The organism is Streptomyces sp. HUAS ZL42, from assembly GCF_040782645.1.
Taxonomy (GTDB): Bacteria; Actinomycetota; Actinomycetes; order Streptomycetales; family Streptomycetaceae; genus Streptomyces.
The window spans coordinates 1,940,492-1,952,423 of sequence record NZ_CP160403.1 but is presented as its reverse complement, the minus strand read 5'-3'; the positions used below and the strand labels follow the sequence as shown (position 1 = coordinate 1,952,423).

13 protein-coding genes are annotated in these 11,932 nt (G+C 69.9%); all 13 read right to left on the bottom strand.

Features of this window, described 5'->3' with window-relative positions; genetic code table 11:
- Positions 1–41: 41 nt before the first annotated feature.
- Complete coding sequence (locus ABZO29_RS09040; protein WP_367319625.1) at positions 42–1,148, bottom strand: ABC transporter substrate-binding protein; 1,107 nt, start codon at positions 1,146–1,148, stop codon at positions 42–44.
- A gap of 206 nt (positions 1,149–1,354) precedes the next feature.
- The gene (locus tag ABZO29_RS09035) at positions 1,355–1,456 is read right to left on the bottom strand and encodes a putative leader peptide (protein WP_352103020.1); all 102 of its coding nucleotides are present in this window, start codon (positions 1,454–1,456) and stop codon (positions 1,355–1,357) included.
- Between the two features lie 140 nt (positions 1,457–1,596).
- Entirely contained in the window at positions 1,597–2,055 is a 459-nt protein-coding gene (locus tag ABZO29_RS09030) for an Rrf2 family transcriptional regulator (protein ID WP_329504624.1), read from the bottom strand.
- A gap of 103 nt (positions 2,056–2,158) precedes the next feature.
- On the bottom strand, positions 2,159–3,058 hold the full coding sequence (locus tag ABZO29_RS09025; protein WP_367319624.1) for a TauD/TfdA dioxygenase family protein: 900 nt from the start codon (positions 3,056–3,058) through the stop codon (positions 2,159–2,161).
- Positions 3,059–3,098: 40 nt separating this feature from the next.
- Complete coding sequence (locus tag ABZO29_RS09020) at positions 3,099–3,467, bottom strand: 4Fe-4S dicluster domain-containing protein (protein ID WP_367319623.1); 369 nt, start codon at positions 3,465–3,467, stop codon at positions 3,099–3,101.
- Positions 3,464–5,077, bottom strand: coding sequence for an FAD-binding protein (locus ABZO29_RS09015; protein WP_367319622.1), 1,614 nt, complete (start codon positions 5,075–5,077; stop codon positions 3,464–3,466). The genes ABZO29_RS09020 and ABZO29_RS09015 overlap by 4 nt, the downstream gene beginning before the upstream one ends.
- Positions 5,074–6,429: an LLM class flavin-dependent oxidoreductase gene (locus ABZO29_RS09010; RefSeq protein ID WP_367319621.1), complete on the bottom strand. Its 1,356-nt coding sequence runs from the start codon at positions 6,427–6,429 to the stop codon at positions 5,074–5,076. The genes ABZO29_RS09015 and ABZO29_RS09010 overlap by 4 nt, the downstream gene beginning before the upstream one ends.
- Positions 6,430–6,516: 87 nt before the next feature.
- Positions 6,517–7,533 (bottom strand): ABC transporter permease, encoded by a 1,017-nt coding sequence (locus ABZO29_RS09005; RefSeq protein ID WP_367319620.1) that lies wholly within the window; start codon positions 7,531–7,533, stop codon positions 6,517–6,519.
- The gene (locus ABZO29_RS09000) at positions 7,530–8,378 is read right to left on the bottom strand and encodes an ABC transporter ATP-binding protein (protein WP_367319619.1); all 849 of its coding nucleotides are present in this window, start codon (positions 8,376–8,378) and stop codon (positions 7,530–7,532) included. Before ABZO29_RS09000 ends, ABZO29_RS09005 begins: the two co-directional genes overlap by 4 nt.
- Before the next feature lie 4 nt (positions 8,379–8,382).
- Complete coding sequence (locus ABZO29_RS08995) at positions 8,383–9,429, bottom strand: ABC transporter substrate-binding protein (protein WP_367319618.1); 1,047 nt, start codon at positions 9,427–9,429, stop codon at positions 8,383–8,385.
- Between the two features lie 163 nt (positions 9,430–9,592).
- Positions 9,593–9,685, bottom strand: coding sequence for a putative leader peptide (locus tag ABZO29_RS08990; protein WP_354670109.1), 93 nt, complete (start codon positions 9,683–9,685; stop codon positions 9,593–9,595).
- A gap of 154 nt (positions 9,686–9,839) precedes the next feature.
- Entirely contained in the window at positions 9,840–10,622 is a 783-nt protein-coding gene (locus ABZO29_RS08985) for a TSUP family transporter (RefSeq protein WP_367319617.1), read from the bottom strand.
- A gap of 74 nt (positions 10,623–10,696) precedes the next feature.
- Positions 10,697–11,926 carry an acyl-CoA dehydrogenase family protein gene (locus ABZO29_RS08980; RefSeq protein ID WP_367319616.1) on the bottom strand — a complete coding sequence of 410 codons (1,230 nt, stop codon included), beginning with the start codon at positions 11,924–11,926 and terminating at the stop codon, positions 10,697–10,699.
- Positions 11,927–11,932: the final 6 nt, after the last annotated feature.

Below are 11,932 nucleotides of genomic sequence, written 5' to 3'. Positions count from 1 at the left end.
TGGGTACTCATCGGGTCGGTTGCCGTTTGTCAGCTGTTCGGCTACTCGGCGCCGAGACCGGCGTCGTCGACCTCGTCCTTGCCCTCGGCCTTGAGGACCTTGTTGAGCGGTGCGAGGTCGTAGATGCCCTTCAGGTCGGGCTTCTCCAGCAGGCCGGCCTTCACCGCGTGCTCGGCCTGGGTGTTGAGGGTGGCGGCCAGCGGGTCGTCGAGGAAGGTGATGGACGTCCAGGCCGGGTCGATGACGTCGGCGGGCAGCGCCTTGCCGGACTCCTTCTTCAGCGCCGCGTTGGCGGCCGCCTTCGCCTTGTCCGGGTTGGCGTTGATCCACTCGTTGGTCTTCACCGAGCCGCGGAGCACGGCCTCGACGACGTCCGGGTGTTCCTTGAGGAATTTCTGCGACACGATGATGTTCGTGATCACGAACTTCTTGTCGGGCCACAGGTCGGCCTCGTCGAGGATCACCTTCGCGCCCTCGGCGACCAACTTCGACGCGGTCGGCTCCGGCACCCAGGCTCCGTCGATGGAGCCGGACTTGTAGGCGTCCGGGGTGATCTTGTTGTCGGTGCGGACCACGGAGACGTCGCCCTTGCCGCTCTCGGCGTCGACCTTCCAGCCCTTCTCGGCGATCCAGTTGAGGAACGCGACGTCCTGGGTGTTGCCGAGCTGCGGTGTGGCGATCTTCTTGCCCTTGACGTCGTCCAGGGACTTGATCTTCTTCGGGTTGACGACGAGCTTCACGCCGCCGGAGGCGGAACCGCTGATGATGCGCAGGTTCTTGCCGCTGGACTTGGTGTAGCCGTTGATGGCGGGAGAGGGGCCGATCCAGCCGATGTCGATGGAGCCGGCGTTGAGCGCCTCGATCTCGGAGGGGCCGGCGTTGAAGGTGGACGCCTTGATCTTGGTGCCGCCGAGCTCCTTCTGGAGCAGACCTTCCTGGACGCCCACCAGGGCCGTGGCGTGGGTGAGGTTGGGGAAGTAGCCGATCTTCACCTCGTCGGCGGAGAGCTTCTTGGCGTCCGCCGCGACCTCGGTCTGCTTGTCGTCGTCGGTGGCGTCGGATCCGTAGCCGCATGCGGTGAGCAGGAGGGGGAGTGCTGCTACGACGGCGATGGTGCGCAGGGTGGTGAGCGGTCTTGCGGCAGACACGGAGGTGTCCTCTCGGGGAATGGGTTGATCAGGGATGCGAAAGCGCGAGGCGCAAAGCTCATGGGCATGCGCCTGCGCTTCGTTCGCCGGCCCTCGGCGGCGGGAATGCCGTCGCGGATCCGGGAACGGAGCTGTGCGGGGATGGGCGGGCGCGGGTGACGCTGCCGACCGAAGGATCTTCTTCGACGGCCTCAGGCACGACGGCCTCAGGCGGGCCGACAGATGGCGCTGGACGTGCGGCCGAGGTCGATGTGGCGGCGCGAGGTCAGCAGGGGGAGCGACAGGTCTGCGCGGTTGCGCGTTCGCATGGCCACCCCTCACGGATCCCTAGTTTTCCTACCTGGCTGATAGGGATCGTGGCAGAAGGTGGCGTTCACCCCAAGGGGGTGTTCATATGATGGACGCGACTATCTCGCTCATTGGGATCTTCGGTCGACGGACCAGCGTGTCAGGGGTTTACCCAGGCGCTCGGGGCGTTGGTCAACGCGGATACATCGGCGGGCAGTTGGGCCGATGCGACGTCGGCGAGCGACACGCCCTCGAGGATCTCGCGCACGTTGGACCGCAATGCGATCCACAGGGGCAGCAGCGACTCGGCGGGGCCGGTGTAGGACAGCTCGGGTGGGCGGACGCCGCGTACCGAGACCAGGGGGCCGTCCACGGTGCGGATGACGTCGGCGATGCTGATGGACTCGGCGGGCTTGGCCAGCCGGTAGCCGCCGTTGCCGCCGCGCTGGCTGAGGACGAGACCGCCCCGGCGCATGTCGTTCAGGATGCTTTCGAGGAACTTGTGCGGGATGTCCTGGGCGTCGGCGATGGCCTCGGCTTTCAGTGGCGCGTCATCCCGTGACGCGGCGAGCTGCAGTGCGGCACGTACCGCGTAGTCCGCTCTGGCTGAGATCCGCATGCGTCCATTATCCCGTATGGCCTCGGCCGTCATCGGCTACGGGCAGACCGCCGGGCGGGAGCTGATACCCCTGCCCGGCGGCCGCGCGTGGCGGGTGCGGTGCTCAGGCCGCGGCCGGGGTGTAGTGGGCGGCGTCGTCTCCCTCGATGACGTGGCTGAGGCGGCCGTCGACACCGGCCGGGACGTCGCCCGCGACGGTCACCCGGTGCAGCAGGCGCGGCAGGTCGCCGTAGTCGTCGGGGGCGTAGTGCTGGGTGATGCGGTTGTCGAACAGGACGAGGTCGCCGGGCGTCCAGGCCACGCGCACGATGTTCTCGGGACGGGTGACGTACGACTGGAAGATGCGCAGCAGGTCGCGGGAGTCGGACGGGCCGAGGCCCAGGATGCTCTGGGCGAAGCCGCCGACGAACAACCCGCGCTCCCCGGTCTCGGGGTGGACGCGGACGACCGGGTGGGCGGTGCGGTACTTGCGGGAGACGAACCGCCTGCGGTGCTCGGCCGCCTTCTCGCTCTTCGGGGCGGCGTAGTCGTAGTCGTTGGTGTGCACGGCCCACAGCCTGTCCGCCAGCTCGCGCAGCGGCTCGGGCAGATCCCGGTACGCGGTGGCCGAGTTGGCGATGAGGGTGTTGCCGCCGTAGGGCGGGACCACGATGCTGCGCAGCGTGGACGCCTTCGGGGGCGTACGGACGAAGGTGACGTCCGTGTGCCATTGGTTGGCGCGGATCCCCTCGTCGCCGTCGACCGGCAGGATGTTCGGCTGGCCGTCGACGGAGGGGACCGTCGGGTGCGCGGTGGTCAGCTCACCGAAGAGGGAGGCGAAGCGGAGCTGGCCCCCGTCGTCCAGGTTCTGGTCGCGGAAGACGAGCGCCTTGTGTTCCAGGAGCGCGGAGTTGATCTCGGTGACGACGGCGGGGTCGAGGTCGGTGGAAAGATCCACGCCGAGGATTTCGGCGCCGATACGGCCGCCGATCTTGCGGATGTCGAAGCCGGTGCTGGTGGTCATGCGCGGGTGTCCTTTCGAGGGGCGATCAGTCGGGAGGTCGTCAGGAGGTGATGGGCAGGGAGGTTCCCTGGGACCCTGGCGGGCTGAGGGGAGGGCCGACGGCCCGTTGCGCGCCGGGGGTGCGGCCTGGTCCCCAGCCGATGTGCCGGCGGTAGCTGCCGAGCAGGCCGGTGCGGGCCAGGTGGTCCTCGTCGCGGGCGGTGGAGTCGTCGGGCAGCGGGTGGGTCAGGGGCGCGACGAACAGGGCGTCGGCCGGGCAGTTCGCCTCGCACTGGAAGCAGGTCTGGCAGTCGTCGCGGCGGGCGAGCACGGGGATGCCGTCCTCGCCGCGGTCGAAGACATCGGTCGGGCAGACCTTGATGCACTTGTCGCAGGCGATGCAGCGTTCCGCCGAGACCAGTTCGATCACGAGGCCACCTCCGGTGGTGCCGCTGATGCCGACGGGGCGGTCGTCAGGGGCTCGACGCGGGTCCACACCCGGTCCAGACCGCCCGTCGTGATGCGGTGGTGCTGACCGCGGTCCTGTGCCGGGAAGTCGAGCCGCTTGGCCATACCGCGGGTCTCGGTGCGCGCCAGCGCCGAGGCGTACATCCAGCGGGCATGCGCCGCCATCGCCGCCGCCTGCCTGGCCCGTACGGTGTTCCCGCCGTCGGCGTGCAGTGAGGCGCGGGACTCCTCCCATACGTCGTCGAGCACCTTCAGGGAGGCGGTGAGCCGGTCGCCGTGGCGCAGGTAGTTCTTCTCGTACGGCAGCACCTCGCCCTGGACCGCGGCGATGACGTCCCGGAAGCCATCGGCCGGGCCCGGGGCGCCAGTGGGCCGGAGCCCGGCGCCACCCGCGGCCACCACGCGCCTCGTACCGGCGCCGACGCCGAGCGAGCGGGCGTGGCGGGCCGCGCCCCGACCGGCCCAGGTGCCGGAGGAGATGGCCCAGGCGGCGTTGTGGCTGCCGCCGCCGGTGAAGCCGCCGCAGATCAGCTCACGGGTCGCCACGTCACCGGCCGCATACAGCCCTGGGACGGTGGTGGAGCAGTCGTCGCCGGTGATACGGATGCCGCCGGTGCCGCGCACGGTGCCCTCGGCGAGCAGCGTGACGGCGAACCGTTGGGTGAAGGGGTCGATGCCGAGCCGGTCGAAGGTGAGGAAGAAGTTCGGCTGGGCCAGCCGCATCGCCTGCCGGGCCGCCTCGTCCGCCCGGTCGAGGCGGCAGTACACCTTCTCGCTGAGCAGCGCCCGCGCGATCACGGACCGGCCGCCCTGGCTGGCCGCGCCCTCCAGGACCGTGCCGTCCTCGTGGTAGAAGGTCGCGAACGAGTAGAACGCGGTCTTGGTGACGGAGGTGCCCTCGGGCGCGATGCCGTACGCGTTGGAGAACTCCATCCCGGACAGCTCCGCGCCCACCTCGGCGGCGAACAGCGCTCCGTCGCCGGTGTTGACGTTGCAGCCGAGCGCGCCGCTGAGGAACGCGCAGCCACCGGTGGCCAGGACGACCGCCCCGGCACGCACCCGGTACGGCTGCCCGGCCTGCCGCCGGTGTCCCCGGGCCCCGGCGACCGCCCCGGATGGATCGGTGAGCAGTTCGGTGACCGGGCTGTGGTCGAGGACGCGCGCCCCGGCCCGCTGGACGCGGATCCGCATCCTGCGCATGTACTCCGGCCCCTGGAGGCCGCTCCTGAGCTGTTTGCCGTCGGGCCCGGCAGGGAAGGGGTAGCGCCCCGCCGCCGCGAGCTCGTTCATCCCGGCGTACGTCTGGTCCAGCACCCGGGCCATCCAGCGCCGGTCGGCCAGGTATCCGCCGAGTCCCTCCCTGCTCGCCATGGCCGCCTCGCGTGCGGCGGGCTCCGGGGGGACGTACCAGACGCCGGTCCCGGCCGAGGCGGTGGCGCCGCTGGTGCCGCAGTAGCCCTTGTCGGCGAGGACCACGTCCGCCCCGGCCTGGGCCGCCTTGAGCGCGGCCCAGGTGGCCGCGGGGCCGCCGCCGACCACCAGGACGTCCGTGGTGAGTTCCAGGCCGGTCATGCGGGCCGTCCTTCTGCTGAGGACGCGGCGGCCAGCCGGTTGGCGGGGCGGGCCAGGCCGTAGTTCTCGCGCAGGGTGCGGCCGGTGTACTCGGTACGGAACAGCCCGCGCCGCTGCAGGATCGGTACGACGTGGTCGACGAAGTCCTCCAGGCCGCCCGGCAGATGGGGCGGCATGATGTTGAAGCCGTCGGCGGCGCCCTCGGTGAACCACTCCTCGATCTCGTCGGCTATCTGCTCGGGAGTGCCGGCGAAGACGCGGTGGCCGCGTCCGGCGCCGAGGCGGGCGATGAGCTCACGCAGGGTGAGGCCGTCACGGCGGACGAGTTCGGCGACGAGCGTGAAGCGGCTCTTGTTGCCGTTGATGTCCCGCTCCTCCGGCAGCTCGGGCAGCGGCCCGTCCAGCGGCAGCCCGGTCAGATCGGTGCCGAGCATCCCGGACAGCTGGGCGAGCCCGTACTCCGGGACCTGTAGTTCCGTCAACTCCTGGTCCAGAGAGCGAGCTTCCGCCTCCGTCGAGCCGATGACGGGTGCGATGCCGGGAAGCACCAGCAGCTGGTCCCCGGTGCGGCCGTAGCGGGGGAGTCGGGACTTGAGGTCCTTGTAGAAGGCCTGGCCGTCGGCGAGGGTCTGCTGGGCGGTGAAGACGGCCTCGGCGTACTGGGCGGCGAACTCCTTGCCGTCCTCCGACGAGCCGGCCTGCACCAGCAGCGGGTAGCCCTGCGGGGCGCGCGGTACGTTCAGGGGGCCCTGCACCCCGAAGTACGTTCCGCGGTGGTTGATCTCCCGCACCTTGTCGGTGTCGGCGTAGACGCCGCGCTCTCGGTCGAGGAGGATCGCGTCGTCCTCCCAGCTGTCCCACAGTTTGGTGGCGACCTCGACGAACTCCCGCGCCCGCTCGTAGCGCAGCGCGTGCTCCAGGTGTTCGTCCTGCCCGAAGTTGCGGGCCTCGTTCACGGTGCCGGAGGTGACGATGTTCCAGCCGGCCCGGCCGCCGCTGATGTGGTCCAGCGAGGCGAACTTGCGGGCGGTGTGGAAGGGCTCGTTGAAGGTGGTGGAGACGGTGGCGATCAGGCCCACGTGCTCGGTGACCGCCGCCAGGGCCGACAGCAGGGTGAGCGGTTCGAAGCCGCCGAGGGCGTTGTGGCGGACCTTGCCCCACAGGGCGAGGCCATCGGCGAGGAACACCGAGTCGAGCAGGCCGCGCTCGGCGGTGCGCGCGAGGTGCTGGAAGTAGCGCAGGTCGGTGACGCGTTCGGGCTGGGTACGGGGGTGGCGCCAGGCGGCGTCGTGATGGCCGGCGTTCATCAGGAAGGCGTTGAGATGCAGCTGACGGGGTCTGGGCGCGGTCATGGGGTTCCTCGGATCGGGGGCAGCGAGAGGATCGGGTGACAGGGGGAGGAGGAGAGGGCGGAGAAGGGAGGGGCGAGGGCGGGCAGGTCAGTTGCCCGCGGGTACGCGCCAGGAGCTGAGCCGTCGCTCGACGGTCACCAGGAACTGGTTGAAGACCACGCCGATGGCGGAGATCGTGATGATGCCCGCGTACATCTGCGGGATGGCGAAGTTGTACTGCGAGGCGTTGATCAGATAGCCGAGGCCCGCCTTGGCGCCGATCATCTCGGCGGCGACCAGCACCAGGATCGACACCGCTCCGGCCAGCCGGATGCCGGTGAACATCACCGGCACCGAGGCCGGCAGGATGACCTTCTGGAACAGCCGGGGCGCGGAAAGGTCCATCGACTTCGCCAGCTTCAGCAGGGTCGGATCGACGTGGCGGACCGCGCTGATGGTGTTGAGCAGGATCGGCCAGGTGCACGCGTACACCACGATGGAGATCTTCGAGGTCTCGCCGATGCCCAGCAGCAGGACGAACACCGGCAGCAGGGCCAGCGCCGCGGTGTTGCGGAACACCTCCAGCAGCGGTCCGAGGAGGTCGGCGACCGGCCGGTACCAGCCGATCAGCAGCCCGAGCGGTACGGCGACCGCCACGGCGATACCGAATCCGCTGAACGAACGCGCCAGGCTGGCACGGGCGTTGTCGGCGAGCTGACCGTCTGCGGCGAGCCCCCACCAGGCGTCGGCAACCTCGCTGAACGGCGGCAGGAAGGTCCGGTCCACCAGAGCGGCTCGTGGCGCGATCTCCCACAGCAGGAGCAGGGCCACGATGGCCACGGACTTGGTCGCCCCCTTCAGCAGCAGGTAGGGCAGTCGGCGGACCGTCCGCAGCGCCGTCCGGCGGACACGGGCCGTGAGGGAGGGAGCCCGGCGCGCGTCCGGGGGTGATGAGGCGCCGGGCGTGAGCGCGGTCGATGTGCCGGCCTCAGGGGACGTGGCGGACCCGGCGGGCTTGGTGAGGGAAGGTGTCCGGACGTTTTCTGTCGTGTTCGCCGCGTCGGTCGTGGTGGTCGCGTGGGTCGCGTCGGCCTTCTCCGCGGTCGTGCCGGTCGTGGAGCTCATACGGAGGCCTCCTCCTTCTCCAACTGCTGGGCCCTGGCCACCTCGTCGTGCAGCAGCGACCAGATCTCGTGGCGGTGCCGTGCGAACTCGGGACTGGAGCGGAGGTCGTCCGTCGCCGCACGGGAGCCGAGGGCGACCGGCACGATCTGCTTGATCCGGCCGGGCCTCGACGTCATGACGGCGACGCGCTGTCCCAGGTAGACGGCCTCGTCGATGCCGTGGGTGATGAAGACGACGGTCTGGCCCGTGCGCTGCCAGATGCGCAGCAGTTCGTCCTGGAGCGACTCCCGGGTCTGGGTGTCCAGCGCGGCGAACGGCTCGTCCATCAGCAGCACATCGGGGTCATAGGCGAGGCTGCGGGCGAGCGCCACCCGCTGCCGCATCCCGCCCGACAGCTCGTGCGGATGCCGCTCCTCGAACCCGGTCAGGCCGACCAGGTCCAGGAACTCCCGGGCCTGTGCGGCACGTTGACGCCGCGGGACGCCGGTGGCCTCCAGGCCGAACTCGACGTTGCCCTGCGCCGTGCGCCACGGCAGCAGCGCGTACTGCTGGAAGACGATGCCCCGGTCCAGTCCCGGCCCGGTGACGGGTTCGCCGTCCAGCAGGATCCGTCCGCCAGTGGGCTGGGTGAGGCCGCCGAGCAGCTCCAGCAGTGTCGACTTTCCGCAGCCGCTGGGACCGACCAGGACGACGAACTCGCCGTCCGCTATCTCCAGGTCGATACCGTCGAGGGCGGTGAAACGGGTGGTCTGCCCGGCCCCCGTACGGTCCTTGACGGTGAAGTCCTTCCGTACATCCTCGAACACGATCTTGGACGTCGTGGATTGCATGGTGGCTTCCGGCATGGGATCAGCTCCCGCTCTTCGCGGCGGAGGAGGACTCCTTGTAGGCGTTGAACTCATTGGTGTAGAGGTCCGACAGCGTGACCTGGCCCTTCTTGATGTCGCCCCGCTCGGCCAGCCAGTCGATCCACAACTGGAGTTCCTTGCCGGTGATCCGGCCCGCCGTCTCGGTGACGCCGTAGGACCGCCAGAACTTCAGCGGTGCGGTGTCCTCGTTGCGGCCGCGCTTCTTCACGATCTCCGTCATCCGGGCGACGACCTCCTCGTGCGGAGTGGACCGGGACCACTCGATGGCCCGCCCCACGGCCGTGACGAAGGTCCGGGCCGTGTCGGGGTTCTGCTTCAGGAAGCGGTCCGTCATCACGTACGTGCCGGCGCTGAACGCGCCGAGCAGCTGGTAGTCCGTGAACAGTGGGCGGATGCCGCCGGACTCCAGGGCCTTGTCGCGCAGGATCCCGCCGAGTACGGCCACGTCGATCTGCTTCTGGCGCAGGGACTGCTCGGTGTTGACCGGGGGCACCACGAGCGGCTCGACCTTGCCGATGTCCGCCTGGGACAGACCGCCCCGCTGAAGGTAGATGTCGAGCATGGCCTCGGAGTGGGCTCCGAGGGTGTTCATCCCGACCTTCTTGCCGATCAGGTCCCGGGCCGAGCGGATGGGGCTGTCCTTGAGGACGTAGAAGCCGTTGTAGGCGTACTTGTCGGCGCCGTAGTAACTGATGACGGCCTTGATGGGAGCGTTGTTGGCGGCCAGCTTGACGACCGCGCCGTTGAAAGCGCCGCCGAAGTCGACCTGACCCGTGGCCGCGGACTGGATGTCCTGCGGTCCGCTGATCGTGTTGCCGACCCACTTCAGCTTCACGTCCTCCAGATAGCCGAGATCCTCGGCCAGTTCGGGCAGCGTGACCTGACCGGCCCAGCCCTGGTATCTCAGTGTCTTGGTCTGGTCCTTGGCGGCCGGTGTCCCGGACGCGGTCGTGCCGCAGCTCACCGACACCGCCGAAAGACCGAGCAGGGTGAGGAAGTGACGTCGGGTCGATGCCGTCGTGGCCATGGAAGGGTCCTGTTCGGGAAACGGGGAAAGGAAAGGGCAGACGTCGAACGGCGGAGAAAAGATCTCAGCAGAAATGGCTATGACGAGGGCCGACGTCTGTTGAAAAAAGCAGCGGCTTGCGTAGAAGCCGACTGTGAAATGGAGCGAAGGGGAGCTGTGCCTGTCAGTGAGTGCGGCGGCCGACGGCACAGATGGCGCTGGCCTGACGTCGCAGATCGACGTGCAGGCGCGCGGCGAGGGTCTCTGACTTGCTCACAGCCAAGAGAGTTGCAGCGAAATCCAGCCAGGTCAATGTCGCTTGCGTATGCGTCATATGTTCTCAACGGTCCGACATGCTGATGAAGCGCGGCGTTCACAATTGTCTGGATGGGCGGTGAGGTGGTGGCTGCCGTTTTATGCCGCCACAGCCGTCAGCGCAGTGACTGCACGGCGTAGAGGGCACCGAGGACGGTGGCCAGGGCGCCGAGCAGGAGACGCAGTGCCGTTTCGGGCAGCCGAGGTTGCAGGTGTGCCCCGAGGTAGCCGCCGATCAGTCCGCCGAGGCCGCAGGCCAGACCGAGGTACCAGTCAGGGGCGATGTCACCGGAGCCCGTCAGGGACAGCAGCGAGAAGGCCGCGGCCCCGGTCAGGGAGGTGGCGAACGTGGAAGCGAGGGCGGCCGGTGCCACGCGGGCGACGGGCATGCCCCGGCCGACCAGTATGGGGCCGAGGACGGATCCGCCGCCGATCCCGTAGATCCCGCCGACGACCCCGACGACCAGGGCCAGTCCGGTGATGGCGCGGGGCGAGGGTTCCGCAGTCGGGGCGGGCCGGGCGGGCCGGAGGGTGCGCCCGATGAGCCACAGGCCCAGTGGCATCAGCAGAGCGGCGACCAGAAGGCGGAAGACGGTGGCCCCCGGCACGGCGAAGACCCGTATCACCACGCCGATGACCACCCCGGGCAGAGTGCCGGTCACGAGGCGGCGCGTCAGTGGACCGTACAGCAGGCCCTCGCGGTGGTGGCGCAGCAGGGCGCCGGGCCCGGCCACCACGTTGAACAGCAGATTGGTGGGCGTGACCGCCGGGCTGGGCACCCCGAGGACGCTCAACTGCACGGGCAGCAGGAACACGGCACCCGACACCCCCACCGGCGCGGTCACCACGGCTATGAGCAGGCCGACCGCCAGCCCGGCCAGCCCCGTTGACCATGTCACGGCAGGCCTCTGATTCGAATGGACTGCGGAATCGATCCCCGGAATCGGTCTCCCCGAACGTCCCCGCCTCCCGATCAGGCGGGCAGGACGAACGGAGGGTGGGCGCCGTTGAGGAAGTACTCCCCGACATCGCGGAGCCGGTGGGCGACGGGCTCGTACAGGGTGTGGGTTCGGGCATTGCGCCAGAACCGGTCGAAGCCCAGCCGTACGGAGGTGGAGCGGGCGCCGATGATGTCGAGGGCGCGGGTGGTGGACTCCTGCGCTGCCCGGGCCGCGGCGCTTTCGGCCATCGCCACGAGGGCGGAGATGTCCGCGCACTCGTCGTAGGTGAGGTCTTCGCCGCGCTCAAGGCCGCCTCGCACGGCTTCCAGTGCTTGATCGGTGAGTGCCGACGCTGAGCGGGTGAGGACGGTGAGTTCTCCGTAGGCGGTCTGCACCTGCGGGTCGTGCGGGGTACCGGCCGGCCAGGCGGGGTGCCAGGGTGCGTGGCCCGTCCTGCTGTACTCACGGGCTTCGGCGAGCACTCCCTCGGCCATGCCCAGAAGGAGCTGGGCGGAGAAGAGCCGCCCGACCGGAGATGCCAGGGCGGCCCGGGGCGACAGCAGGTCCTCGTCCGCGGACAGGGAGCCGAGCACGTCGTCGGCACCCACCGGTACGTCGTCGAACTCCACGCTGCCGCCGGCCGCGAGCTGCTGGCCGAAGGTGTCGGTTTCGCCGTCGATCACCACACCGCGACGGGCGGGATCCACCACGACGGCGAGTGGTTCGCCCGTGTCCGCCCGCACGGCGCGCACGGCGAGACGATCGGCGACCAGGACCCCGGTGGTGTAGCTCTGCCGACCGTCGAGCACCAGTCCCTTGGAGGTCCTGGCCAGCATCAGAGGCGGCTCCTGACGCGCGAAACCGCCGCCCCAGCACCACTGTCCGGCTGCGGACCGCTCCTCTGTCTGCGCGGCGAGAGCGGGCCCGGCGAAGAACCGGGCGCTCCACGACAGGAAGTAGTGACAGCCGAGCAGTTGGCCGATTGCGCCGTCGGCCGCGGCGATCTCCCGGACGACGGCGTAGGCCGTGGGCCAGTCCGGGCCGCCTCCCTGGGGCTCGGTCGGCGTCAGGAGCGTCAGCAGTCCCGCCTCGCGCAGCCGGGACACCTCGTCGATCGGGGCCTTGCCCGCCTGCTCCCTGGCCACCGTGTCCGTAGCCAGGTCGTCCGCCGCCTCGCGGGCCACGCGCAGCCAGTGTGCATGGCCGGGCCCGGTCCGGTCGGACGGCGAGGCGGGGTGGGACGGCGCGGAGGCAAGGCCCATGGAAGT